Consider the following 24,916-nt stretch of genomic DNA (forward strand, 5'->3'; position numbering starts at 1 on the left):
CATTTATTGAGATGGTTTATTAATGATTTTGTGACCTTTTTGCACCTTTGTTTGAGACCCTTAATTGTTAACCTCTGATTATAGGCTTAAATTTGAACCTCGAGTTTCATTTTTAAAATTCTATAATTTAGAAGGAGAATCATTTATGATCGTTCAAATTGTATTATTTGATGGATTTGATCTTCTCGATGCGATTGCACCCTATGAAGTATTTCATGCAGCTAGTAAACTTGTAGATGGTGTATTGAAGGTAGAATTGGTAACAGCTGAGGGGGCTAGATCAGTACCAAGCGGCATTGATGGGCTTGAAATACGTGCCAATGGCAAACTTGATCCAGAGCGCGCCCATATCCTATTAATCCCTGGAGCAGCAGGAGAAGTTAGCGGAGATGGAGCAGATTCAATTCCCTCCATTCTTGGGAGAGCAGCAAAAACAGAAATCTGTAACCTCGTTCGACTTGGAATGAACAAATCTGATCTTATCATAGCTACAGTTTGCGGCGGCTCTCTGCTACTAGCAATGAACGGTTTACTTAACGGTCGACATGCTGTGACACATCATCTTGGTATGGATGTTCTCGCTGCAACAGGCGCTGTTCCTATAGCTGCACGAGTTGTAGAAGATGGAAATCTGATTACAGGTGGTGGTGTAACTTCGGGTCTTGATGTGGCATTATTCGTGGTAGAAAGTCAGTTGGGTTCCCATATAGCCCATAAGGTAGAAAAGTTATTTGAATATGAACGTCGAGGAACTGTCTGGAATGCTAAAGGTCTTGTTCCATTCGAGGAAAATCTCCATCATAGTTCAGACGAGAAGTCAACTTCTCATTTTCCAGATAAAACGAATCATAAAACCTTAGATTCAAAATTTGATGGTAAATGGAAACTCACGATTTCTACACCAATCGGTAAACAGTTGGTTATTGCCCGAATCACAACAAAGAATGGAAAAATACAAGGATCAGCTGAACAAGATGGTGAGATAAACGATTTTATAAACCCTGTTATCATGGGAAATCAATTAACTTGGTCACAATATATTAAAAAACCGATGGCATTGAAGCTCAAATTTGAGGCTACATTGGACGGAAACCAGCTGAGCGGAATTGCCAAGGCTAGCATGCTACCATCTTCAAAATTTATCGGTGAACGTATTGACGAATATCGCTAAACAAAAAATATGATCTTTGCTAGGTTTTGAGTCAGATAAACAAGCTGATTTCATCAAGAAATGAGGATTTCGATTGAAAAAATATCTGTACTTATCTATTGCGATCTCTGTTATATACATTGTCTATGTTATATCTACAAATTTAATTATCGATCCCCAAGCTACTCACTTTTTAAGTAATAAAAAGAATCTAAATTATCATATGAATGTTTCTGTGTGGTTAATTGTACTCTACATCCATGTCATTTCCGCTTGTCTAGGAATGATTTCAGGGGCTATTAACTTTTCTACTAAAATCTTACAAAAAAATCGAAAACTTCACCGTATAAATGGTTACCTTTATTTACTTTCTGTTTCGGTGGCTTGTTTAACATCTGGTTATATGGCGCCTTTTGCAACAGGAGGTAGAATCAATAGCATTGGGTTTAATATGATGAATATCATTTGGTTAGTCGTTACCATTACAGCTTATGTTCAAATTAAAAGAAAACGTATCAATCAACATCGGAACTGGATGGTTCGAAGTTATGTGTACTGTTACACCAATATGTTTATTCAGGTGATAACCTTTGCTTTGTATAATGGGTTTGGCATCCATTACGATATAAGCTATACAATAGCTGTCTACGTTACGATACTTTTGAACTTTATCATCGCTGAAGTGATCATTCGTAAAGTCTTTCGAGTTCCTACTCAAATCAAATCTATTAAAAAAGAAATTACGTCCAATTTGACAAATTAATCTCATAGCGGCAATAATTTCACTCTAACAACAGTAATTTTCATTCCCTTTGATATAATAACAATAGGATTAATATTGATATATTGGTTTAGACTGAATAGAAACCTGCATCGAAGTGTTAAATATCAACAGAACCACTACCTTTATCTACAACTAGAATATTGATATATCATGTAAACTCTAAATATCATCATAACGGGTGAAAAATGAATGAAATTCAATCATTTAAACGAGGTATCAAGCCGGCGATTTTTGACCAAACAATAAAAAGATCATTAAAGAACTTTCCTTATTTGATCATGGATCATCAAGACCTGATTCAAGGATACGTATTTTTCCGAACTCCAAAAGAAAGAGACCAACAATTAGCAGCATGGAAGAGAATCACTACCATAAGTGAACAGCACCAGTGGCTGGGGCAAATCTTGGGCTTTCCACCGAAAGCTGTAGAACATTATATTGATCCAAACCCATATAAACAAGATGTAGGAATTCATTATTGTGGAATTACTTTCGGTTCTAATGTAAAAGATGTCGAAGAAAATATAAACTGGTTATGGGAAAAACATCAACAAAACGATGTGACAAAAATTTTTAAAAAATGGCGTGGCCTCTCCATTCATATTGGCTATGGTGACATGCAAAAACTAAAAAATATTCAAAAGAAAATGGGAGATATCTTTCCCATTTTAAACCATGCAAGCAGGAAATCTACCTTAAAAACAGCACTCAATGAGATTGACATATCCGCTAAAAACGAACAAAAAAAATCCTTCGCATTTTGGAATAAGCTCTTAGGAAGAGAACGAGGGAGCAGATGATTGAACTGATATAGACCATGCTTTGAGAATACAATAAGTCCATCTAGCTAACAGATACGATCCCCATGCTATACGCTGGAACAAGTAGGCAACTAGGAAACTGTCCTAAACCTATATCTAATCGATACAACAAGCATCAGTGGGTCATTTTATGTAGCGTTACAAGAAGTTGCCTAAGATAGGCAACTTCTTGTTGGTAGGGAGGGGGTGTTCAAACATCAGCCTCTTCTAGCAATAAAAAAAGTGGGGGATTTCTGCATAATCCCCTCACTTCACTCCATTGATTGTTCATTTTTCATCTTATTGATAAGTAGAAATGATCCCATAGGAGTTGCACTTATTGTTGTTCCAAGAATAATCGTCACACTTTAGATATAGCCGATATCTCTTACCATATAGTCCGGTAACTTTACCCCCATTAAAACCTGTCGAGGTAATTTTTCCAGTCTTAACAGTAACTCCAGTGTCAAGGTCTTTAATCCACCATTTGACATTTATATCATTTTTAGTCCAGACACTGTAAGCGACATAATGTCCCGTTCGATTAGCTTCTACTGCCACAGTATAACTATAATTATTTGTTCCTTTGATTTCTGTATAACCATACGTGGCTGCATATGATTGGATTTGTCCTGCAAAAACAAAAATTAATGCTAACACTGCTGTAACGGTTGTCATATAGAATTTCTTCATTCTATCACTCCCACTTTTATGCTAAATCAATAACACACAATCAATATATTATAAAAACAATTATTTTATCAATATAAAAATTATAATTAAAAGATCATAAATAATGGAAAAAACCAGTAAAATTATACATGGTGTACATCATATTTTCATTTTCTATATAAAAATCTTCTCAATTCCTTTTTGATCATTCGTAAATCAATTGTAAAACTAGACATCTAATATGATCGCTATTTAAAAATTTACGAACTTAGAGAGAATAAACGCGTAAATGTGTAGTATCATTAACCCAATAATTCATTTTATACATCAATATTTGAAAGCGTTTGCAAAAACCAGCAAGAAATAGTAGAATTTAATTAGGAATTCATAGAAATATTAAACCTTAAAATGTCTTATGATCGCAATCAAAGTGTATACCATTACTTATGGAGGTGTCCCATTACATGATCACTTATACGACTATTATGGGATTAGCAGCAGGAGTTGCTCTTATTTTACTACCTATGCTTGCATATCAACTGTACAAAAATCGCATCCAAACATTTGATGTATGGGCGCTCACCTTTGGTGGATTAGGTATGATCCTCACAATCAGTGGTGGACATATGTCTCTTTTTTGGCCTCTTCAGAGCCCCGAAAAATTCAAAAACTTCATGTTTGGTGAAATGACCTGTGCATTCGGGGTATTACTCATCCTGGCTGCTGTTTATCTGTGGAAGAGGGGAAATTCGGTGTTGGCAAAAGGAGACCAAGCGTTGGATCATCTATTTACAGTGGCTCAACCTGTATCAGTGTTTGTGTTTGCCCTTGGATTGGCACTAACCGCGATCACCATTGGAGCCATCCAGTTTGAAGTATTTGCCACTGCTCCATCTCAAGAGCCAATTTTAGGCACTTGGCCAAAATCGCTCGTTAATCTTAGTCTTTGTGCTTTGTACGCTTTACCAGCGATTGGTTGCCTAGTCACTTTACCAGCAGTTTGGGTTAGATCACAAAAATTAATGATGGTAGCATGTAGTACTTGGTTTGTTACAGGAATTGGCTGGCTTCTTGTAGCTGTGGTAGTCTACTATACTCATATTGCTATGGACTTTAACTTCCGAGTAAAGTAGTTTATTCATACATAGAGACAGAATCAATCCTTGTTTTCTAATCTTCTATACCCGCCAAATACAAAAGAGGTTGTCCAGCTTCTGAACAACCTCTTAAAATCAAATATTAATAGAGAACTTCTCCACCTGTCGCAGCAAATATCGTTGGTTTTGCACCACGTTCTGTCAAAAATACAACAGAAGAAGCGGTCTGTTCAATCTCTGCGAATTTGCCGACAGGAATTTTCGAGAGTCGTTTTTTCAAAAATTCTTCTACATGCACACCTTCAGCAGCGGCAAATCGCTCTTGAGCCGCATATAGCAGAGGGGTTTTTGTACAGCCTGGACAAGCGGCTCTGATAACCACTCCTTCCCTTGCCATCGACTGTGCCATGGATTTCACCCAGCCAACTACTGCAAACTTTGCAGCACAATAAGCGACATTATTTGGCTCTGCAACTAATCCTGCTTGGGAAGCGAGAACCACAAAAACACCTTTCGATTTCTTCAATGCAGGCAGTGTGAGTTCAAATAATAGGGGAATTGTGACAGCATTAATCGAGAGAACGCGATTTAAAAAATCAGCATCTACTTCTTTTAGTGAACCAGAACCATCAATTCCATGCGCAGCAATCACGCAATCAAGCGAATCAGATCCAATCGTTTGGGCTATTCGTTTTCGATCTTCTTCCTTCATCAGATCACCCGGCACCGTTGTGATCTCAGTTGCAAATGTTTCTTCAAGCTGACTCGTTCGGACATCTTGGGCAATGACATCATATCCACGTTTCAAAAGTAAATGTACAATCCCCATTCCAATCGCGCCACCAGCTCCTGTAACGAGTGCTCTCATCAAAAATCCTCCTTTAGATCGATGGAAGATCCAGCTACAAAAGCAGCCTGTTCACTCTGTAAGTATTCGAGTGTCTCGATAAGTTCTTTATGGCCATCTTCCGCTACACGAATCAGATTTAAACGAATATCTACTGCTCCATATTCCATAGTGATCGCTTGGACAATTCCTCTCGCTGCTTCCCAACATCCTTCCATAGCTGCTTGTTCCCATACATCCTTAGGTTTATCAGCCCAAACGATGGTGGTAAGAACACCCTGATATTGATCCTTGTTCATAAAAACTTCTTTTAAATAAGCAATGATTCTAGTTGATCCATCTAGAACATAAGTTTCAAAAGGCTTCGAGATACCACTTTCCAATCTCCACAATATGGTATGACTCTTGACTAAAAGGGGATTGTTTTTTAGTTTTTGTATAAATTCCATATTATTATCAAATAGATCAATCAACCTGTCATCCTGCACCATAATCACTCACCCTTCCGAGTCATGATGTAACCATTTACCAGAGAGTTTGCCCACCATCGATGATTAGATTATGACCTGTCATATAATCCGAGACTGAAGAAGCTAGAAAAACGGCTGCCCCTTGCAAATCAGTTACTTCACCAAGCCGATGCATGGGAATGTCATGAATCCATTGAGCTGTAAGAGGTTTTAATTCTTCTGTCTCTAGCAGGTCTGTATGGATGATACCAGGAGAAAGACAATTTACGCGCACTCCACGATCCGCCCACTCGGCAGCTAAACTTTTGGTGAGCTGGACAACTCCTGCTTTGGATGTATTGTATGCTGCCTGTTTTTGAGGATGTGGAACGATGATACTGGACATTGAAGCGGTATTGATGATTTTTCCATAACCTGCTTGCAGCATCACTCTTCCTTCTGCCTGACAACATAAAAACATTCCGCGAAGATTTACTGAAAAAGTGGCATCCCAATCTTTCAGTTTTGTTTCCTCTGCCGCAGCATTCTTATTAATCCCCGCGTTATTAAATGCAATGTCCAATTTTCCCCAATGGTCGATAATTTTTACGATCATCTCTTTTATTTGCACTTCATCACGCACATCGACCGTTAACGGGATCGCTTCAATCTTTTTCTCATGCAATTCCGAGACTACGTGCTCCGCTCTTTCTTTAGACATATCAATAATCGCTACTTTGGATCCTGCTTCTCCTAAAGCATGGGCAAATGCACGACCAATCCCCTGACCTCCACCAGTCACCAAGGAAACTCTACCAGCAAGCGAATATCTTGAGAAAATCCCCTTTCCATCCACTCCTGAAAAAACTTCATCAAATTCTGGCATTCGATCATAACCCCCTTCAATTCGATAAAATAACCATGCTAAAATGTATCCGTTGGTGCTTTTACACTATGATTTCCTATAAAATAAACGGCACGAGTTAATGTAAAGGCATCTCCAATGTTACCCGGAACCACCACATATGGGATCTGCCTCCCTTTCCGTGATAACTCCCATAATGAAACACCTGCTTCAATTTGTCCTAACACATAAGCGCTTTCCACACCTAAACTTTTTCTAGCCATTTCGGCTGAAGTGATTCCACCTTTTACCACCAATCCATCAAATTCATCAGTTAGTTCTCGTACAATAGAAATCATCGTGTCCATAATTTTCTCTGCGGAGGAAAGGTCATGATATTTTGGCAGGCGTTTTCGCTCAGTTGCGAGTGCAATCACTTTCGTTTGTTGGAATCGATCCTGACACATCGTTACATAACGATCAATGATTTCTCTTGATCCCCGAATGGCATCCTCTGTACTAACAATAATGGTAGAATGAATCTCTTTCTCTAAATTAGCTAATTGTACACTGCTCAATTCTGTGTGAGAGCCACATACGACAAGTACTTTTTGAAATGCTTGATCTGGGGATGGTGAGAGCTTCTTCGCTTTTAATCCACAGCGAATGGAAGCAAAAGTGGCAGCCGATCGGATATTCACTTGCAACCCTTGTTCCTCTGCTAATAACGTTCCGGCTACAATCGCCTGGATATCCTCGACTGTCTCTGCATCTGGAATAACCACGCTTCCTGTCGGTGATTCCAACAAGGTTTTCATTACGGCTTGAGGTCCAGCCTTTCTTAACTCATCGAGTAAGATCAATACTCCTTCTCTGTTACCAACTTCATCTACCCACTCTTTCAATTCGCGACTGCGAAAATGAAATACAGGATCTCTGGCAAACTCAGTGCTGTTGACAGGAATCCGTTTCCCAGCCTGCTCAATATAATGGATGCCACCCACAGTCACACGCCCTCCTTCAGGAAAGGCAGGGACAAATAATGTGATCGCTTCTTGTTTATTCATGGCATCCAATTCAGGAAATACATGTCCCCGCAGTGTAGAATCGCCCCTTTGAATAAAGGCAATTTTTTTTCCATATTTGGCTGCTATCTCTTCACTTTGATTCACTATTTTCTTAATGAGAGAGACTGCTTGCTCTTCAGGAATCGCTCTGGTATTCGTTAAAACGTACACTGCTTTTTTATCTGAAGCAAAGAAAGCTGAAAGATTTTTAGTAGAAGGATCTAAAATGATTTCTACATCTGAGGCGGTTTGGCTTCCTGTTGGATCATCATCCAGTATGAGAACAACACGTTGGTCTCTTTCTATCAACTGATCAAGTTCAGATTGAACATTCATCGATATCCCTCATTAAACAGATATTGTGAGACAATCTAAGATTTTAATACATCGACTAGTTGTAGTAGTTTCTGCGCAAACAAATAAGTAGATGGAAATAAAATCATTTTTGCGCCCTTTTCTTTCCAAAATCTAGCTTCTTGTTCATTTTGTGCAATTGCACCTAATAACAAATGATCAGATTGCTTAATTGTCGCAATAATTTTCTCTACTGCGCTTAACACAACAGGGTGATCAGATTGACCAGGATAACCTAAAGATAGAGATAAATCATTGATCCCAATAAAAAGCATATGAACATGGTTCACATTTGAAATCTCGTTGAGAACAGATATAGCTTCACCATCTTCAATTTGCAGAATGACTGTGATGTTTTGTTCGGCACCTTTTATGTGTTCCTGAATATCGACTAAGGTATGTCCGCCAGCTCGTGTACTTGTCGCAAGACCTCTCTTTCCAACAGGAGGATAGTAAACCGATTGAACAGCTTTGACTGCATCTTCTTTCGAAACCACATGAGGAACAATGATCCCTGATGCACCTGCGTCTAAAGCGCGCAATGTTTCAATCGAAGAATGCGATCCGATGCGTACAAATGCTGGAATTCCAAAGCTCTCTGCGGCCCGAATGTGATGTTCTAATTCATTTGTTTCTCCAGCCCCATGTTCACAGTCAATGACAGTTAAATCAAATCCTGCTTTTGCACACATTTCGATGATTGCCTGAGAAGGCATTTTAACAAGCAATCCATATAATGTTTCCCCTAAGCCAAGCCGTGCTCGAACATTACCAGTCATCATTTCATCACCCCGTTGTATAACAAACTACTCAACTTGATTCCAACCTCGACCAAAGTCTGCATATGCTTCCCATCCTTTATCTGTAACAACAATGGTATCTTCCAATTTGACAAAACCAATCTCAGAATGAATATGAGTTTCAAGGGACAACACCATTCCCGCTTCAAGCGGTCTGTCTCGATGCGTTCCAGGGTAAGGAATCGGTCCACTGCTAGTTAATCGAGGCGCTTCGTGTGGAATTAACCCCATGCCATGGGCAACAAATTGCATCTGATTAAAGCTTGGACATTTTCTCATTGCATCTTCAGCAGCTTGATAGATCTCTGATCCGATTTTCCCCGCACTGATTGGTGTCCTGGCTGCCTGTTGTACAGTCTCTACTTCATCCAACAACTCTTTCATTTGTGCACTTGGCTCACCATATACACCCATGCGCGCCATATCTCCCAGGTATCCATTTTTATAACCAGCAGAATCTAATGAAATCATTTCTCCTTTTCTCCAGTACCGACCAGACGGCGCTCTCTCTAAACGATTTCCAGTTGTAATTAAGCAATAGTCAAACTTTAACCCTTGATTGGTTTGGTATCTTCGAACATGTTCAACTAGATCGAACTCTGTCATCTCTTTTCGACCTTGTTGGAATGTGTGTAGAAACGACTGAACAATGACTTCCGATGCCGCTTGTATATAAGCAAGCTCTTGTTCACTTTTAACTGCTCGTAATTCTTCTAATAGTAAAGTAGCATCCAACCATTTGACAGAAGGTAGTTCACGGTTCATGATCTGCCAAGCATCTGCGGGTAAAAATGCTGATTCAATCGCTATTGTCGCTCGATCCAAGCCAAATCTACGAATATAATTGACCACTTCGTGAACAGTATCTTGACTCGACCATGATACATGAGATACATTTGTCATCCATACAGGGGTAACGTATTGCTGCCAAAACTCATTTGACGCACCAATATAAAAGGCTTGTTCCAATTGATCTTTCCGATATCCGACAACGGGTAGATAATTTCCTAACCCAATGGCATCCCCATTTGCAAAAAAGAAAAATTCATATCCTCCTAGCAAATACCGAACATTGTGTCTTGAAGTTGCTAAAATGAGATCAATGTTCTGTTGGTCCATTAATCGATCAAGCTTCTGTTGATCAAATGGAATATTCATTCATTCTCCTCCCACCATGAAAATAAGTCGACAGCAATTACAATTCAAAACAGCTTTATAATTGCTGTCTGTTGTAGTAGTTGAATACAATCATTAACGTTAGAAATTAAACTGATCGATATTATCTTTATTAAAGACAGTCGGAGGTCCTAACAAGAGAATGCTATCATCAACAAATTTTAGTTTCCCTAGTTTTCCAGCTTGGAAGTATCCCGATTTAGAATCTAACTTTCCATCTAATTGCGCTTTTACTAATTGAATCGTGGCATACCCTAAATTTTTTGGGTCCCAAAGACAAACTTCTTTAATGGTTCCGCTTTTGATATACTTCCTCACTAGATTTGGAACACCTAAGCCTGTAACAACGACTTTTCCTTTTAGACCGAGTTGCTCAACTGCCTCTGCCACTCCAGGAGTTGCAATACCTGTCACACAAAATACGCCTGCTGTATCTGGATGACTACGTAAATAGTTCAATGCGACGTTTCTGCTTTGTGCTAAATCTTCATTGCCAGGTAAAATAGCAGCAATTTTCATATCTGGGTATTTTTCTTTCATATATTTTTTCATTTCTTCAATCCATGCATTTTGATTTGGCGCTGTTAATACAGCGGTCACGACTAGAAAATTCCCTTTTCCTCCCGTTTGTTTGGCCATCATATCGACCATGGTTTTTCCCATATCTTCGAAAGTGACAGGCATAAGGAAGACATCACGACCATCTTTCTTTACATCGGCATCAAAAGTGGAGGTTTTAATTCCCTTTTTCTTAGCATCTTGCAGAGCAGGAATCAAAGCATCTTGATCATTTGCTGAGACAGTAATCGCATCATATTGTTTTTGGGTCCATCGATTGATAATATCTGCTTGTTGTGATACGTCCGCGTTTACAGGGCCATTAAAATCAAGATTTACACCAAGCTCTTTGGCTGCTGTTTGCGCACCTTCATTGACTGCTTTAAAATATGGATCACTTGTGAATTTGGGTAACATGCCAATTTGATATGGACCTTTTTGTTCTTTTTTGGTTGTATCTGAAGTCATACTACAAGCAGCTGTTGTCCAAACAAAACAAGCAACAATGAAAAGGAATCCGATTCTTTTAAACCAATTGTTCATCGATTATGCCCCCTGTCCTTTTTCTGCAAAGTTATTCTTCATCGTTTCGGAAATATTCGTTGATAAAGACACCAATAATTAATACGATTCCGTTCGCAACAAGCCCCCAGTCGTTTCGAACACCTACCAAAATCAAACCAGCTTTTAAAAAAGCAAGAATGAGCAGCCCAAGAATCGTTCCAAGAACGGAGCCCTTACCTCCTTTAATACTGGCTCCACCTAAAACAACGGCAGCAATCGCGATTAGTTCAAATTCGATTCCCGCATTTGCTCTAGCAGTGGAAAATCGAGACGTGTAGATAATGCTTGACAATGAGACTAAAAATCCAGCCAAAGTATATACGATGAGTTTTACATTGTTTATGGGAACACCTGAGAATTTTGCGGCCTCTTCATTGATCCCAATCGCAGAAATGTAGGTTCCAAAGCGAGTTTTCGCTAGATAGAGATAGAAGCCGATTGAAATCAACAGAAAGATATAAATCTGGGTTGGGATACCAAAGAAATATGATTGACCAATGAAGGCAAACCATCCTGGAAACACAGAAACAGCATTTGCATTTGAAATTGCATATCCAATGCCACGAAACAGGGCATATGTCCCTAATGTGACAGCAATGGGATGAAGGCGAAAATAGACGATAAACACCCCATTAAAGAGACCTGCCAATGTTCCAATCACTACACCGAGTAACATAGATAACGGAAAGGGAAGACCAAATGAATAGGAGAATCCAACGACAACAGAAACCAAAGCAAGCAATGATCCTACAGAAAGATCAATTCCTCCTGTCATAATAATCATGGTCATAGCTAAAGCAATAATCCCGATTTCGATAAATGAGCGAATCGAATCATAAATATTTCCGAGTGATAGGAAATATGGAGAGATAAAGGAAAATATCGTACACTCCAATAGCAACAATAGAAGCAACACGATTTCCCGACTAAATGTAATGGATGAAAAGGTTGTTTTAGTAAACTGAGATAAACGGGAGATCATTATAGATTCGTCACCATCCTTCGGCGTACAAAATCCGTCGTAATGGCCATTAAAATCACAGCACCTAGTGCCAAATCAATATAAGTTCCTGGCACTTTCAGAATGGTCATCGCATTCGTGATGGTTCCAATGAGTATGGCACCAATTAAAGGTGCATAGACAGATCCTTTTCCTCCCATGATACTCGTACCTCCTATGACCACAGAGGCAATCACTTGAAGTTCAAATCCAGACGCTGCTGTTGCTTGTAATTGACCAATTTGGCTTAGAAACAATACGGCAGCGAGTCCACAACAAACACCTGTTAGCACAAAGGTTCCAATCACGACCCGATGTACAGGTAAACCAATCATTTCTGCTGCTTTTTTGTTTCCGCCCACTGCCATCACATCTCGACCCCATGTCGTATGTCGGTTTAAAAAGGCGATAAATAAAAAGGCAGCGATTAATATAAATATAGAAACATTTAGACCTAGAAATGTTTTTGTTCCAAGAATCCTTGAATCATCGGGCAGGTTAATAACTAAATCACCAGCAGTTAATAAAACAATCCCTCGCAAAATATTCATTGTCCCTAATGTAACGATAAACGATGGGACTCGACCTTTTGTAACAAACAGACCATTGATAGCTCCGATCAATGCACCGATCAATAAGCTAGCAAGTAAGGGAAGCAATACTCCTCCAAACTTGGTCGCGATATAACCATAGAAGAAAGCACAGATTGCAATGACCGAACCGACAGAAATATCGATCTCGCCACTTAAAATCACATGATTCACAGCGAGAGCTACAATCCCTAGCACCGAAATCTGGATAAAAATAGCCTGTATATTTTCAAGAGTTAAAAACGTATTAGTAGACAAAGAAAGCGTTACCATCAAAATCAATACAAAGATTAGAGGCGGCACATCTTCTCGAAGTAAAAAACGAATAACAGGTTTCCGATAACCAAATGTAGAACTACCAGTGATCGATTTTGAATTCGCTTCCATATCATCACTCCCTTCATTAAGCATGACTGGTAGAAACGACACCTGTAGCAGCAGCCGTAATTTTTTCGGCAGTCGCATGTTTTGCATCAAATTCCCCAGTGATTCTGCCTTCTCTCATCACTACTATCCGATCCGACATCGAAAGGATCTCAGGAAGTTCAGAGGAAATTAATAAGATTGCTTTTCCCTGACCAGCAAGCTCATCCATCAATTGATAAATCTCTGATTTCCCGCCAATATCAACACCTCTAGTTGGCTCATCGAGTAAAATGATCTGTGGCTCTCGTGCAAGCGCTTTCGAAAATACGACTTTTTGTTGATTCCCTCCTGATAATCGACTCACTGGTTCTTGGATCGTTGCACCACGAATTGAAAATAAACGAGAAAATTTCTCTGCTATCTGTTCTTCTTTTTCAGTTTGCCTCAGGCCATATTTTGCTAGATTACGCAAACTCGATAAATTGATATTTTGGCTGATTGTAAAAGGTAGAATCAATCCTTGTGATCTTCTTTCCTCTGGAACATAAGCAATTCCCTGTTGAAAAGCCTCTTCTGGTGATCGAATCAGAATGGGAGAATCATTGATGAACATTTCCCCATTTGTTGATTTCCGCAATCCAAAAATCGCTTGTGCTAACTCTGTACGTCCTGCGCCTACCAATCCAGAAAGTCCAACAATTTCACCTTCCCGTAAAACCAGATTCACTTTTTGAAACGACGTACCTAAACTAAAATCCTTTAAAGTGAGTAGTACTTTTCCTATTTTTGAAGATTTTCGTTGAAATAATTGAGAATATGATCGACCAACCATCAAACTAACCAATTGTTCCATATGAAAATCCTTTATTTCTCCCGTTGTCACCTGTTTTCCATCACGGAGAACCGTTACACGATCTGCAATTTGAAAAATTTCTTCCAATCGATGTGAGATATAAATAACCCCTACTTTTCGTTTCTTCAAATCATCGATGATCTGAAACAATTTTTCCGTTTCTTTCTCTGAAAGAGAGGCGGTTGGTTCATCCATAATCACAACTTGCGCGTTCCCCATAAGAGCTCGACAAATTTGTACGAGTTGTTGATTTGCGATGGATAGATATTTGACTTGCATCGAAACATCAAATGAGACACCCAGTGATTCAAACATTTCTTTGGCTTGCTCATTTAATGATTTCCAGTCAAATCCTCCCCACCATGTTCGCGGACGTAAGCGACCCAGAAACAGATTTTCAGCAATCGTCAACTCAGAGAATAAATCTAATTCTTGTGGAACCATTGCGATCCCTGTCTTTTCCGCATCATGAGGTGAGCGAAACTCGACAGGTTGACCATCCCACAAAATCTCTCCACCATCCGGCGTATATAAACCATGCAACAATTTCATCAACGTACTTTTTCCTGCACCATTTTCCCCTAATAATGCATGAACTTCACCTCGATACACCTCCAAATCAACTTGATCAACAGCATGAATCCCACCAAATGTCTTTGTCAACTTATCCAAACGACAAATCGGTTGTTCTTCGATGGACAATCTACCCTTCACCTCACTTTTTATGGGAAGATAGTTATAGTAAACCATACATTCATTTACCGGTCAACCAATTTTAAAAGAAAAGGTCTACCAATCGACCATTTATTTTTGTATAATTGGTATAATAAGATGTACACTCGATTATTAACGTCCTTGAATGACGATTGTGTTCGTCTAATGAGCTCGATCTTGTCTCATGCGTTACACTATCATTTTTAACACGAAACAGATAAACATACTGAAAACCACGAAGAATAACAGCAAGTCATATTTTTATACAAACGAGATGACCACTTCACTTCTTAGAGAGTGAGGAGTTTTGATATTCATACAAATACCTTTGGATTTGAATATAAACGAAGGAGGAGAATAATGGATTTAGAAAATTTAAACATAAAAAAACGAGAACCTCTCGCTTTGGAGATCACCAATCAGATTATCGAATATCTACAGTCTGGAAAAGTAAACCCTGGAGATCGACTCCCTTCCGAACGGCAACTAGCTCAAAACCTAGGGGTTGGAAGATCGGTTGTGCGTGACGCTTTAAAATCTCTTAGTTTGCTTGGCATCCTTGAAATACGACAAGGAGATGGAACATACTTTCAAAGCATCTCATCAGAATTGCTTCCTCGCACAATTGAATGGGGATTACTACTAGGGAAAAAACGAGTCTTAGACCTTGCAGAATGCCGACACTACATTGAGATTGCTATTGTTAAATTGGCTGCTGAAAGAAGAGACCAGCAAACGATTGAAGAATTAAGTGCATTACTCGAAACAATGAAAAACGCTCGTTTTGATACTGAAACATTTGCTGAAGCTGATCTTCAATTCCATATGAAAATTGCAAAAGCTTCACAGAACACGGCTTTGCATGATATTTTATCAAGCATGCGATCATTGCTCGACTTCTGGATTAAAAGAGTGATTGCAGCGGCGGGCGATTCCCAATATTCATATGATCGACACTTAGCCATTTTTGAAGCAATTAAGGAAGGGGATGCCCAAAAGGCAACAAAAGCGATGGAAAAACATATGGAGTCTGCATTAGAACGTCTAAAAACTATTTTAAAAGAAAACCAAAAAGATCAAGCATAACGCCACATGATCATCGCCTGTATATAACAGACAGATCATCCAGGAATCATTTTGAAAGATCTAGGGAGGCATACCTCCCTTATTTTATTTACAACTATTTTCATTCATACATGTCTACTTATCTGCATTTTTATATAATATATTCAATCTTAATTAATTGGAAGGTTGTTATACATATGAAATTAGATAGTAATAACCATTCAGTATTCAGCTTGAGTTACCATTTAGTTTTGGTTATAAAATATCGACGAAAAGAAGGTATAAGGCTTATTGCCGCTGGAATGGCGGTTTAAGTTCTTGGTAAATTAGAATCCAGGAGGTTTCTTTACCCAAGAATCCCCCACCTCTTAGCGTAAGCGTAGGTGGAGGGAGTATTCAAGGAAACTTGCTACTTCCCATCGCTGGTAAAACGCAGATAATAATAGATGTTGTATTTATAATATTTTGATAATAAACACTACCTCTCGCGCCTGGTTACAGGCAAAACGAGAGGGCCTTCTACCAATATTCGTTTATTTGATGTGAGAACAGCCTTGGGCTCCCCAACCAAAGGGAGAGTATCAGAATCACTTTTGTAAGAGCGATCTTGATCGCTAAAGTTTTCCAGTACACGACGGCTACCACAGTCGAGAAGACTGCACAAGGCATCATCGTCCACCACATAGCAGTGGAATAGTCTGTTGCCTCACCAATTGTGCCGCCCAAGGAATTTCCTATGAAATTACCTAGATTGATGGATACTCCTGTGGCTGCTGTGGCTGCTACTTTGTTCTTCGTAGACTGTCTTGCCAACTGTGCTGTAGGGAGTTGGTTCGCCTTGATTCCGATCGGGATGAGGAATGCCGCGATTAATAACCCCCATCCTCCGATAACAATCAGAGGTATCACGAGCACGAACATCGACCTAGCAATGACAATTTCTAACTCTATTTTCCCCCAGTTATTCGTGACTTGCGCCATTAGGGGTCCGGTGATAGCAGCAATTATTGCTGTCAGCATCATTGCTTGAGCACCCACGTTACCGTCTCCACGCTCAAACGTGTAGGTCGGTAAAAACATTGTGATGGAGGAGTACGTGATTTGCACTCCAATTCCTAGAAGTGCAATTGTGTACGACGGAAGATCCATTGTCCGTGTAAGCCAGGCTCTGAATCGCGATGTTGTCACAGCAGGCTTCTCGATCGTGATATGCTTTTGTTTTTTCCAAACTAAAAGCATACCGATAACGACTGGGAAGAGCCCCATCAGTGCCCATATGAAATATACGTGGGTGTTATTCTCTCCTGCTGAAGAAGCGATCCCATTCAGAATCATGAAAGCGATGGGACCTGTTACACCTCCGAGGATCGAGTTGATCGTTCCTTGTGTGGCGAGCGCAAGGTTCTGTTTCGCCTCACTTTCACGGAGCGCTTCTCGGATGATAATGACTCCACCGGTTACTGCCAGTCCAAAGGCGTATCCGTGAAGACATCTAAACGCTAGAGCGATCCAGATATTCGCGAAAGGCAAGATGAACGAACAGATCGCCATCGTTGCCAATGATGCTAACATCACACTTTTTCCGCCATGACGATGGATGTGAGCAGGTGCCATAAAAGCCCCAGGAATGGTGCCGATGTAGAACACAGCTACGATCCATCCGGTTCCATCTATTCCTTTCAGATGGAACATTGTTGTCATCGGAGTAGTCATGACATACATATTTGTCATGACCATCCCTGAGGTGATGACTACGATCCTAACGAGATTTGGATATCCTCTCAACATTAATGCCGAGAGAATACGCAAGGGAACATTTTTTGCCCCAAGCACGAATTTGTTTATTTGCATCTCTTTCCTTCGTTGATTATGTTACGACGATTCTGTGTTTATCTCCCTTCGAGGTCACTTCTGGCCTTTTGTGTCTGACCTTCTAGGTGGCTTCATAGCAGTGCTACGAATCCCAATCAGGTATCGGGTAATGAACATTTATGTGTATTGTAGCATGACTTTCTATTTTATTTACATGTTTATCAATTATTATTTATATTCAAAATTTGATACAATAAAAGCATCTGGTATCGAAAGGGTGATGATGAATGGGAGGCCCATATTTTGGAAAATATAAATTACTCTCTCTCTTTCTATGCCTCATCCTAGCCACATGTTCATTAACTGGCTGTTTTGATGATCCTAATGAAAAGTGGTTAGAACCGCGTTCAGGAAAAGATCTGCATAGTTTTTTTGTAAAATTTGTCCCTATCCTATACAAAAAGAAGCAACTGGATGCTGATTTTCAGGCAAAGTTAACTCCAGCAGATCAAGCTTTGTTGCAGAAAATTGAAAAGGGAATTCTGTCTCCGACTACTTATACGCCAATGGAGCTCTCTAAAGACTTACAAAAGCGTCCAACTACCTTTTGGCAAACTCTAACTACAGAGAAACAGCGACAATTGATGCAGATTCAGAGAGAAGCTCTACAGTTGCTGACCGAAGCAAGAAAACTTCCCATCGAAGACCGAATCAAAGTGTCTCAGTTCCTAAATTCATTTACCAATTATATAGGGAAAGAGATCAGCCTGAACTTCCAATGGTATGATCTGATTAAAGCAGTTGACCCAAAAAATCTAAAAATTACAACACAACCGACTGCCTATTTCCCTAAACTGTCCACTTTCTTCTGTCAGTTGATAGGTGTACAGCAGGCAACTGCAACTCCCATTACCCCACCCCCACCGCAATGTAACTGTAACGTAACGCAAACAAGAATTAGTCCTCAGTTGATCGAGATCCGAACTACCTGTCAATGTACCATATACCAAGTGTATCAACAAATCTTGCAAGAACAACAGCAAGCAGCACAAATCTTCCAACAAGATTGGGGGAATTTCAGGGAACAAATTATCAGTCAGCCATTTCCTCCCACCTTTCAACCACCTAAGAATGTGAGACAAGCAAAACAATTACTACAAGAAGGGATGAAGCCGCAAAAGCCTCTCTTTATTAAAAAAGATGGTCAGGTTTATGTCATTCCTAGTTGGGGTGGAAGAGCGATTACAATGATTAATGGCAAATATGCAAATGGTACCAATGAAAAAACAAACTTTCCTTATGATGAACGAGGATACCCTCGATTCAAACCGATTTTTAAAGGTCGCATTCAACCAGCCGATTACTTGAAAGACCGACCTGCGCATAATGGAGAAATGAACAAACAACTAAGAGCACAATATCTCAAAGATCCACGACTGCGAAAGCAAATTCTGGATTACCTCAAATCCGAATATAAAGATGATTATCAAAGAAGGTTTAAACAAGTAGAAGCCGAAATCTTAAAAGGGCAAAAACCATCTTATTTCACCTGGGATCATCATTATGAACCTGGTGTGTTACAACTAGTTGGCTCTAACATCCATGGCTCTAACAAACATACGGGTGGTTTTGCAATTTGGGGTGCTGGACAATTTAAATAATAAATTGATTTAGAAAGGAATGGACCCATGAATTGGGATAAAACATCGAGTAACCATCCTCAGATTACAGAAGAGTTGATCCAAACAGTGGAACATCGAATGCAAATTCGCTTTCCTGCTGATTATCGGACCATAATCAAGGAGAACAATGGGGCACGTCCAATCAATCAAACGATTCAAGTGGGAACTCAAAATGAGGGATTTGATAAATTAATGAGTCTCCATCCGTCTGATGATGACTATTTGCTGATACATTGGGAAATGTTGCAACAGCACCACGAGCTTCCTCGTCACTATGTACCGATTGCAATCGATTCATTTGGCAACTATTTCTGTTTTGACTTTCAACAAGATAACCCATCGATAGTCTTTTATGATCAAAATTTTGAACTGATAGATCCCAAAGCGATCCAACATGTTAGTGATTCATTCACCCAATTGGTAGAAAAACTTCAACCCTAAAGTGCAAAATTTTACTCTTTTAAAGCAATAGCTATTATACAAATTTGAAATGCAAACAAAAATATATGGGGAGTATGTCAATATACTTCGCTCATTCAACCCCTCCTTTGTATCATAGGAATGATGAAGAGCAATATTAGATCATTAGGTGCGACTCTTATGATCTAGAAAGGGCATTGTTAATACGCATCAAGAGATTACACACTGCATAGAATGGAGCATGATTGTGGTGTTAATTGACATGATGATTCTAATAACGATCAACCATTTCAGGACTAGATTCCCCATTCAATCACCAAATCCTCTATTTCTGTTTTAACTGTGCCAGTAAATGTTTCCCATCAGCACTATGTTTTTCCCAATAAATGAATCGTTCGTTTAATTCTTTTGCCAATGTCTGTCCAGTCTCACCGTTGGGAGAATGACCGTTGAATTTTTGTTTCGCATTGATGATTGCAACATGATTTGGTTCCAACCGCAACATGGCCAACGTCTTTCGCTTATAGTTTTCTACAGCAAACTTTGTTGGACTCTTACATTGTTTTAACCGAACCTCAAGTTGTTGGTATGGAAATGCACTCTGTAATTTCATCTGACTTGATGCTGTTCTGTAGAAAGTAATGACTTCCTCATTCACAGATTGAATACATGGGAGCGCCTGCAAACTGTTCTCTTTTTCTAGCTGCATCTTCTTCAACATCGATTGCTCTGTCTTCAGTTGCATAGCTTTCAATCTCTCTGCTTTTAGGCGCTCTTCTTCATCTTCACAGCCACATAGCAGCAATAATCCAATCAGGATCAACAATAAGTATCTCATGTTTCTAACCCCCTCTTCTCTATTATATTTCAACTAGCGTTTATTGTCCGAAAATAGTTTACAAATAAAAAAAGTGAGCCTTTGCTCACAATCTACACCAATGATTTTCATATTACCTTGATGATCCGCAATAGAGCGATAAGATAGAGTGGAATCACAATTGTATTTTTTAAAAAGAACAAAATACTTGCCGTTAATCCTGAAGCATCAATGATCGTTACCAAACCAATGGTATTAAGAATCATTGTCATAGAAGACTCTGTTATTATGAAGCTAAATAATCTATTTACATAGTTAAAAATGATGTATTGGATAAAAATATATGACCAAATAGCATGTAGGAGTCCTATAGCAAAATCTTGCCAGTGTATTTCTCCCCAATTTATTTTTTCTTTTTCCTTGATACCCGTTTTGATTACCCAAATTAGAAATAATAATCTACCAATCCATACGATCCATTCAAAATCATGACTACCTGTGTACTTTTGATAACCTCGCACAAATGATGGGATCAATCCCAAACAGAGAATAAACCAATGAGTGAAGTAAAACACAACTGACCATTTCATTAAGACAAATGGTGCTATTAAAAAAGACTTTACCTTCTCTACTTGAATCATCTCCTTTCCCTACAGACTGATTGTCATGGAAGTAAATGAAAGCCTCCTGTTACAGTTCTTACCATTAGTTGATTTTTACCTGTTCCCGATTGGGCAAGAATATGATTTCTTTCCTGTTTATAAGGATGAAATCGTTTAAAATCTAAATCAGCCTCACCTGAGCTACTTTGGAAACTCAAATTTAAATCTTTAGGAAATTGATTGTATTTGACAGCTACATCTCCCGAGTTTGTGTTAATCGACAGATTACCAGCGATAACATGAGTTAAGTGAATATCAGCAGTTGTAGTGGCAACTTTAATTGATTGAAATTGATCATAAGGAACATAAACTTCAACAACTTCACGATAAAAAAAGACACCAACATTAAATTTATAGGGTTCTTTTCTCTTTATAATTAGATTTAACTGTCCGCCATTTTGCACAACGTCTATTTTAAATAACTTTTTCCGACTCTCTTTACTGGCTTTTAAATCAACCTGAATGAACTTTTGGTTTGTTGGTTTTACCACTACATCAGTTTCAGAGGAAACAAGGTTTAAGGTGTGAAATGACGGGTTCAAACGAACCTGCTTGTTCATCAACAAATGCAACTCATTGATCCCTGTTTCTTGTAAAGTAAAGAAAATACCCATCACACCAATAAAAAAGAGTATGAGTGATCCCCAAATTATTTTTTTCAAGGGAGTTGTACCCCTTTCTTATTCACTTTCAAATGGAGATTTAGAAAGTGAATACTCTTATGAATAAGTCTTTTGCCTAGTAAATAGAGACCACTTCCAGCTAAAGAACCTAAACTAAACGTGGTGAGCGCAACAAAAATATAAAACAAAACATCTGTTCGATCGATTAATGGCATTGTTGACAAGAGAGTGATTGGGGAAAATATAAAGATAATGGGTAATATCCATAGCAACAAATAGGCAATGAGCATGACCAAAATGGGTAGAAATTTTACTGTGGGATTCAAATCTGATCTGATTGACAAAATAACTGCATGTAACACACTAAAAAAAGATCTTTTTTGTGAAGCTACAGCAACCTGATATTCCATGATCATTTCTTTAGATATGACTGCTGGATCTCCCAGCTTTTTTGCAACTTCTTCTTCTTTCATTCCTTTTTCTCTTCCGACCTCAAAATGTTCTTCAAAGTCATCTAGTATGGATTGCCTTGCTTTTTTGGGAATTTTAAGCAAGCCTGATTCCAACTGATTTAGATAATCTTGTTTGTTCACTTATCATTCCTCCTCTTTACAAATCCAGCAATGGTATCTGCAAATTGATTCCATTCATTTAATAATTTATCTAAGTAATCCTTTCCTTCTTCTGTCATTTTGTAATATTTTCTTGATGGGCCTTTCGATGAAACCGCATGATATGTGGTTAAGTAATTCTGCAAGGTTAGCCGTCTTAATAGCGGATAGAGAGATCCATCTGCAATTTGAATTTGCTCAGAAATGATTTCAGCCAATTCATACCCATAGTAATCTTTCTCAGCAATTACAATTAATACACACAACTCGAGTACGCCCTTTTTGAACTGAACATTCAAGAATTATCAGTCCCCCTATAAACTAAACAATGTTCACTATTGAATATTATTCACTAGTTATTTGAATCGATTATATAAGAAATTTTCGTTATATGCAAACCATTATTTATTATTGTCAATAAAAAAGCATCTCTCCAACTGATTTCATGTCATCAATGGATTGGATAAAAAAAAACGACCGTTTCATGACGTATCGGAGGTCAATTACTTTACAAAAACTTTTTAATATATTAGTAGCAGAATAAGGATTATTCAGAAGGGAACCCTTTATATGAAAATCAACCATATTACTTTTTCTGTAAATATTCCTGTTTACTTTCAAATTAGCATTTTCTGCAAATATAACAGGCTATTCGTGGTATGGACTTTGTCATCAGGGAATTGATCACCTGCATGAAATAGCTTTAGCATTACCTCTTCTGATTTATATAAACAAAAAAGTCGAATATATCGACTTTCCCCCAATCTATTATTCCTGTTCTCTTCCTTTATCAGCGCTCTCTCGTCCAATTGGCGGTTCTTTAGTGGGAGAAAAATCTAACCCTTTTTCTAATACTGATTTTGCCAAACCATGTGAGGGAGTTGTTGTTTGTTCATTTATTTTATTACGATGAAAATCTTTAATAGCGGTCTCTACATTACCTGTTATATCCCAAAGAACAGGATGTCGTAAATGATATTTTCGACCCAATATGTCACCTACATCTCTAATACTAACCTGGGACCTTAGTAATGAATCATATAGATTTTGATAATCTGGAAAGAGCTCTTCTGGGATCATTGTTTCAGTTGGTTCTTCTGGCTCTCCTTCATTTGCTCTCCACTCACGATATTTTCCAGCTACAGCATTAATATGATTCGTTTCATACATTCGATTGGCATTTAATCGTGCTATTTCAAACTCAGATGATCTAGAAGCACTCCGTTCTAAAAAAGACTTATCTATAACATATTGGGAAGCCGCTGCCAAACCTTCTTTGGTAACCTGATCATATTCTCCTGCTCTAATAATACCTAAAGTATCGAGTGCTAGTTTTAATTGATCTAAACCCTTATTTTTACTAGCATTTGTTACATCTACTTTCCCATCTGACATAATCTTCACCACTTTTCCATTAGTTTGTCATGTTTTTATTATACTATATCATAAAATTTTATTATGAAGAAAAACCATAATCGAAGAATGGACTTTTAGATACCTCCCCTTCTAATAGATCGATTATGATCACAGCCCATATAAAAAGTCACTCCTCTAAAAAGAGTGACACAGCGTGTAAACAAAGTCTTTTTAAACTGATGGAAATCCATCGTCATATCGTCATAAATGAAGGTTTCATTCCAATCCGAACTACGAAAGAGTTTTTTGGAGATCCCGATAGTCTTATTTCTCAATTCCTCCACTGATACTCGAAATCTTTCTCTATAACATGATTTTTTCTTCTTTCATAATGTCACTATATCTTAATAAGCTGTCCAACCTGCATCGGCAGTAATGACAGTCCCATTTACAAAACTAGCATCATCAGAGGCTAAGAAGAGCGCCACTTTGGCGATTTCTTCTGGTTGACCTGAGCGTGGATTAGAATTTGCACCAATCATCGCACGCTCCATTCCAAATTTGTCAGGCTGGTTCATGGTTGTGCCGATATTTGTTTCCACTCCGCCAGGAGCAATCGCATTACAGCGAATACCTTGATTCGCATATTGGAAGCCAACATTTTTGGTCAATCCCACAACTGCGTGTTTGGATGCGGTATACGCAGCGCCCGCTCTTGACCCATGCAGTCCACCAACAGAAGCGATATTGATAATAACGCCTGCTCCTTTTTCAATAAATAGGGGTAATGCTTGTCTAATCGTGCGCATGGGCCCTGTGGCATTAATCGCAATCACTCGATCCCAAAGCTCATCGGTAACCTCAGCAGCAGGCATAAAATTGTCCATAATTCCAGCATTATTCACTAATATATCTAACCCACCATATGTACTGGTTGCTGCACTAATCAAACGCTGGACATCGTTTTCAACTGCTACGTTAGCTACTACTGTTGTTGCATCTCCCCCGTTTGCAGAGATTTCTTCAACTGTTTTATTCGCTGATGCTTCATTGATATCGGAGACAATCACTTTAGCTCCTTCTTTTGCATAAAGAGTTGCGATTTCTTTACCCATTCCTGAGCCTGCTCCTGTGACGATCGCTACTTTATTTTGAAGTTTCATGGTAAATCCAACCCTTCCTT

Annotated in this window: 26 protein-coding genes and 1 pseudogene; 8 read left to right on the plus strand and 19 right to left on the minus strand. The window is 38.7% G+C overall.

The features are described from left to right. Positions 1-145 precede the first annotated feature (145 nt). The 3 genes from BUB71_RS11080 to BUB71_RS11090 all read left to right on the plus strand — a co-directional run bounded on the left by BUB71_RS11080 (position 146) and on the right by BUB71_RS11090 (position 2,734). Positions 146-1,171 (plus strand): DJ-1/PfpI family protein, encoded by a 1,026-nt coding sequence (locus BUB71_RS11080; RefSeq protein WP_073154912.1) that lies wholly within the window; start codon positions 146-148, stop codon positions 1,169-1,171. Positions 1,172-1,244: 73 nt separating this feature from the next. After that, positions 1,245-1,913, plus strand: coding sequence for a DUF2306 domain-containing protein (locus BUB71_RS11085; RefSeq protein WP_073154913.1), 669 nt, complete (start codon positions 1,245-1,247; stop codon positions 1,911-1,913). Positions 1,914-2,119: 206 nt separating this feature from the next. Next, positions 2,120-2,734, plus strand: a complete 615-nt coding sequence (locus BUB71_RS11090) for a hypothetical protein (protein ID WP_073154914.1) — start codon at positions 2,120-2,122, stop codon at positions 2,732-2,734. Between the two features lie 300 nt (positions 2,735-3,034). Here BUB71_RS11090 and BUB71_RS11095 read toward each other — a convergent pair whose 3' ends face one another. Further along, positions 3,035-3,427 (minus strand): hypothetical protein, encoded by a 393-nt coding sequence (locus BUB71_RS11095; RefSeq protein ID WP_073154915.1) that lies wholly within the window; start codon positions 3,425-3,427, stop codon positions 3,035-3,037. A 443-nt stretch (positions 3,428-3,870) separates the two neighbouring features. Between BUB71_RS11095 and BUB71_RS11100 the strand changes: the two genes are divergently transcribed. Next, a complete protein-coding gene (locus BUB71_RS11100; RefSeq protein ID WP_073154916.1) occupies positions 3,871-4,539 on the plus strand; it encodes a DUF981 family protein in 669 nt (222 codons plus the stop codon). 106 nt (positions 4,540-4,645) lie between these two features. Here the strand turns inward: BUB71_RS11100 and BUB71_RS11105 are convergent, their stop codons facing one another. The 10 genes from BUB71_RS11105 to BUB71_RS11150 all read right to left on the minus strand — a co-directional run bounded on the left by BUB71_RS11105 (position 4,646) and on the right by BUB71_RS11150 (position 14,673). Next, on the minus strand, positions 4,646-5,371 hold the full coding sequence (locus BUB71_RS11105) for an SDR family NAD(P)-dependent oxidoreductase (protein ID WP_073154917.1): 726 nt from the start codon (positions 5,369-5,371) through the stop codon (positions 4,646-4,648). Next, complete coding sequence (locus BUB71_RS11110; protein ID WP_073154918.1) at positions 5,371-5,841, minus strand: hypothetical protein; 471 nt, start codon at positions 5,839-5,841, stop codon at positions 5,371-5,373. Before BUB71_RS11110 ends, BUB71_RS11105 begins: the two co-directional genes overlap by 1 nt. A gap of 34 nt (positions 5,842-5,875) precedes the next feature. Continuing rightward, positions 5,876-6,685, minus strand: a complete 810-nt coding sequence (locus BUB71_RS11115) for an SDR family NAD(P)-dependent oxidoreductase (RefSeq protein WP_073154919.1) — start codon at positions 6,683-6,685, stop codon at positions 5,876-5,878. Between the two features lie 38 nt (positions 6,686-6,723). Then, positions 6,724-8,046: a four-carbon acid sugar kinase family protein gene (locus BUB71_RS11120; RefSeq protein ID WP_073154920.1), complete on the minus strand. Its 1,323-nt coding sequence runs from the start codon at positions 8,044-8,046 to the stop codon at positions 6,724-6,726. 35 nt (positions 8,047-8,081) lie between these two features. Continuing rightward, positions 8,082-8,846 carry an HpcH/HpaI aldolase family protein gene (locus tag BUB71_RS11125; RefSeq protein ID WP_084731457.1) on the minus strand — a complete coding sequence of 255 codons (765 nt, stop codon included), beginning with the start codon at positions 8,844-8,846 and terminating at the stop codon, positions 8,082-8,084. Between the two features lie 24 nt (positions 8,847-8,870). After that, on the minus strand, positions 8,871-10,022 hold the full coding sequence (locus BUB71_RS11130) for a M24 family metallopeptidase (protein WP_073154922.1): 1,152 nt from the start codon (positions 10,020-10,022) through the stop codon (positions 8,871-8,873). Positions 10,023-10,121: 99 nt separating this feature from the next. Then, the gene (locus BUB71_RS11135) at positions 10,122-11,141 is read right to left on the minus strand and encodes an autoinducer 2 ABC transporter substrate-binding protein (RefSeq protein WP_084731459.1); all 1,020 of its coding nucleotides are present in this window, start codon (positions 11,139-11,141) and stop codon (positions 10,122-10,124) included. Positions 11,142-11,172: 31 nt separating this feature from the next. Beyond that, the gene (locus BUB71_RS11140; RefSeq protein WP_073154923.1) at positions 11,173-12,144 is read right to left on the minus strand and encodes an ABC transporter permease; all 972 of its coding nucleotides are present in this window, start codon (positions 12,142-12,144) and stop codon (positions 11,173-11,175) included. After that, the gene (locus tag BUB71_RS11145; RefSeq protein ID WP_084731461.1) at positions 12,144-13,226 is read right to left on the minus strand and encodes an ABC transporter permease; all 1,083 of its coding nucleotides are present in this window, start codon (positions 13,224-13,226) and stop codon (positions 12,144-12,146) included. The genes BUB71_RS11140 and BUB71_RS11145 overlap by 1 nt, the downstream gene beginning before the upstream one ends. Continuing rightward, positions 13,156-14,673, minus strand: a complete 1,518-nt coding sequence (locus BUB71_RS11150) for a sugar ABC transporter ATP-binding protein (protein WP_073154925.1) — start codon at positions 14,671-14,673, stop codon at positions 13,156-13,158. The genes BUB71_RS11145 and BUB71_RS11150 overlap by 71 nt, the downstream gene beginning before the upstream one ends. Before the next feature lie 372 nt (positions 14,674-15,045). Between BUB71_RS11150 and BUB71_RS11155 the strand changes: the two genes are divergently transcribed. Both BUB71_RS11155 and BUB71_RS19110 read left to right on the plus strand, forming a co-directional pair. After that, on the plus strand, positions 15,046-15,771 hold the full coding sequence (locus BUB71_RS11155; protein WP_073154926.1) for a FadR/GntR family transcriptional regulator: 726 nt from the start codon (positions 15,046-15,048) through the stop codon (positions 15,769-15,771). Positions 15,772-15,947: 176 nt separating this feature from the next. Beyond that, positions 15,948-16,022: pseudogene (locus tag BUB71_RS19110) on the plus strand (IS200/IS605 family transposase); the annotation flags it as partial. A gap of 247 nt (positions 16,023-16,269) precedes the next feature. On the opposite strand, the gene BUB71_RS11160 reads toward BUB71_RS19110, so the two are convergent. Further along, a complete protein-coding gene (locus BUB71_RS11160) occupies positions 16,270-17,559 on the minus strand; it encodes an MFS transporter (RefSeq protein ID WP_175552352.1) in 1,290 nt (429 codons plus the stop codon). 290 nt (positions 17,560-17,849) lie between these two features. On the opposite strand from BUB71_RS11160, the gene BUB71_RS11165 reads away from it, so the two are divergent. Both BUB71_RS11165 and BUB71_RS11170 read left to right on the plus strand, forming a co-directional pair. Next, positions 17,850-19,223 carry an HNH endonuclease gene (locus BUB71_RS11165; protein ID WP_073154928.1) on the plus strand — a complete coding sequence of 458 codons (1,374 nt, stop codon included), beginning with the start codon at positions 17,850-17,852 and terminating at the stop codon, positions 19,221-19,223. A 27-nt stretch (positions 19,224-19,250) separates the two neighbouring features. After that, positions 19,251-19,685 carry an SMI1/KNR4 family protein gene (locus tag BUB71_RS11170; RefSeq protein ID WP_073154929.1) on the plus strand — a complete coding sequence of 145 codons (435 nt, stop codon included), beginning with the start codon at positions 19,251-19,253 and terminating at the stop codon, positions 19,683-19,685. Positions 19,686-19,989: 304 nt separating this feature from the next. Here the strand turns inward: BUB71_RS11170 and BUB71_RS11175 are convergent, their stop codons facing one another. The 7 genes from BUB71_RS11175 to BUB71_RS11205 form a co-directional block, all read right to left on the minus strand. Further along, positions 19,990-20,502, minus strand: coding sequence for a hypothetical protein (locus tag BUB71_RS11175; protein ID WP_073154930.1), 513 nt, complete (start codon positions 20,500-20,502; stop codon positions 19,990-19,992). A 107-nt stretch (positions 20,503-20,609) separates the two neighbouring features. Next, positions 20,610-21,122, minus strand: a complete 513-nt coding sequence (locus BUB71_RS11180; protein ID WP_073154931.1) for a hypothetical protein — start codon at positions 21,120-21,122, stop codon at positions 20,610-20,612. A 23-nt stretch (positions 21,123-21,145) separates the two neighbouring features. Further along, positions 21,146-21,805 carry a DUF4097 family beta strand repeat-containing protein gene (locus BUB71_RS11185; RefSeq protein WP_073154932.1) on the minus strand — a complete coding sequence of 220 codons (660 nt, stop codon included), beginning with the start codon at positions 21,803-21,805 and terminating at the stop codon, positions 21,146-21,148. After that, positions 21,802-22,359, minus strand: a complete 558-nt coding sequence (locus BUB71_RS11190) for an HAAS signaling domain-containing protein (protein ID WP_073154933.1) — start codon at positions 22,357-22,359, stop codon at positions 21,802-21,804. Before BUB71_RS11190 ends, BUB71_RS11185 begins: the two co-directional genes overlap by 4 nt. Beyond that, entirely contained in the window at positions 22,356-22,676 is a 321-nt protein-coding gene (locus BUB71_RS11195; protein ID WP_073154934.1) for a PadR family transcriptional regulator, read from the minus strand. The genes BUB71_RS11190 and BUB71_RS11195 overlap by 4 nt, the downstream gene beginning before the upstream one ends. 469 nt (positions 22,677-23,145) lie before the next feature. Continuing rightward, a complete protein-coding gene (locus BUB71_RS11200; protein ID WP_073154935.1) occupies positions 23,146-23,772 on the minus strand; it encodes a hypothetical protein in 627 nt (208 codons plus the stop codon). A 365-nt stretch (positions 23,773-24,137) separates the two neighbouring features. Next, positions 24,138-24,896 carry an SDR family oxidoreductase gene (locus BUB71_RS11205; RefSeq protein ID WP_073155019.1) on the minus strand — a complete coding sequence of 253 codons (759 nt, stop codon included), beginning with the start codon at positions 24,894-24,896 and terminating at the stop codon, positions 24,138-24,140. Positions 24,897-24,916 lie beyond the last annotated feature (20 nt).

The organism is Seinonella peptonophila (assembly GCF_900129355.1).
Lineage (GTDB): Bacteria > Bacillota > Bacilli > Thermoactinomycetales > Thermoactinomycetaceae > Seinonella > Seinonella peptonophila.

What these genes read in the sequence shown, in the direction of transcription:
- BUB71_RS11080 (WP_073154912.1), top strand. Translation starts at nt 146, where the DNA reads ATGATCGTTCAAATTGTATTATTTGATGGATTTGATCTTCTCGATGCG.
- BUB71_RS11090 (WP_073154914.1), top strand. Translation starts at nt 2,120, where the DNA reads ATGAATGAAATTCAATCATTTAAACGAGGTATCAAGCCGGCGATTTTT.
- BUB71_RS11095 (WP_073154915.1), bottom strand. Translation starts at nt 3,427, where the DNA reads ATGAAGAAATTCTATATGACAACCGTTACAGCAGTGTTAGCATTAATT.
- BUB71_RS11100 (WP_073154916.1), top strand. Translation starts at nt 3,871, where the DNA reads ATGATCACTTATACGACTATTATGGGATTAGCAGCAGGAGTTGCTCTT.
- BUB71_RS11105 (WP_073154917.1), bottom strand. Translation starts at nt 5,371, where the DNA reads ATGAGAGCACTCGTTACAGGAGCTGGTGGCGCGATTGGAATGGGGATT.
- BUB71_RS11110 (WP_073154918.1), bottom strand. Translation starts at nt 5,841, where the DNA reads ATGGTGCAGGATGACAGGTTGATTGATCTATTTGATAATAATATGGAA.
- BUB71_RS11115 (WP_073154919.1), bottom strand. Translation starts at nt 6,685, where the DNA reads ATGCCAGAATTTGATGAAGTTTTTTCAGGAGTGGATGGAAAGGGGATT.
- BUB71_RS11120 (WP_073154920.1), bottom strand. Translation starts at nt 8,046, where the DNA reads ATGAATGTTCAATCTGAACTTGATCAGTTGATAGAAAGAGACCAACGT.
- BUB71_RS11125 (WP_084731457.1), bottom strand. Translation starts at nt 8,846, where the DNA reads ATGATGACTGGTAATGTTCGAGCACGGCTTGGCTTAGGGGAAACATTA.
- BUB71_RS11130 (WP_073154922.1), bottom strand. Translation starts at nt 10,022, where the DNA reads ATGAATATTCCATTTGATCAACAGAAGCTTGATCGATTAATGGACCAA.
- BUB71_RS11135 (WP_084731459.1), bottom strand. Translation starts at nt 11,141, where the DNA reads ATGAACAATTGGTTTAAAAGAATCGGATTCCTTTTCATTGTTGCTTGT.
- BUB71_RS11140 (WP_073154923.1), bottom strand. Translation starts at nt 12,144, where the DNA reads ATGATCTCCCGTTTATCTCAGTTTACTAAAACAACCTTTTCATCCATT.
- BUB71_RS11145 (WP_084731461.1), bottom strand. Translation starts at nt 13,226, where the DNA reads ATGCAAAACATGCGACTGCCGAAAAAATTACGGCTGCTGCTACAGGTG.
- BUB71_RS11155 (WP_073154926.1), top strand. Translation starts at nt 15,046, where the DNA reads ATGGATTTAGAAAATTTAAACATAAAAAAACGAGAACCTCTCGCTTTG.
- BUB71_RS11165 (WP_073154928.1), top strand. Translation starts at nt 17,850, where the DNA reads ATGGGAGGCCCATATTTTGGAAAATATAAATTACTCTCTCTCTTTCTA.
- BUB71_RS11170 (WP_073154929.1), top strand. Translation starts at nt 19,251, where the DNA reads ATGAATTGGGATAAAACATCGAGTAACCATCCTCAGATTACAGAAGAG.
- BUB71_RS11175 (WP_073154930.1), bottom strand. Translation starts at nt 20,502, where the DNA reads ATGAGATACTTATTGTTGATCCTGATTGGATTATTGCTGCTATGTGGC.
- BUB71_RS11180 (WP_073154931.1), bottom strand. Translation starts at nt 21,122, where the DNA reads ATGATTCAAGTAGAGAAGGTAAAGTCTTTTTTAATAGCACCATTTGTC.
- BUB71_RS11200 (WP_073154935.1), bottom strand. Translation starts at nt 23,772, where the DNA reads ATGTCAGATGGGAAAGTAGATGTAACAAATGCTAGTAAAAATAAGGGT.
- BUB71_RS11205 (WP_073155019.1), bottom strand. Translation starts at nt 24,896, where the DNA reads ATGAAACTTCAAAATAAAGTAGCGATCGTCACAGGAGCAGGCTCAGGA.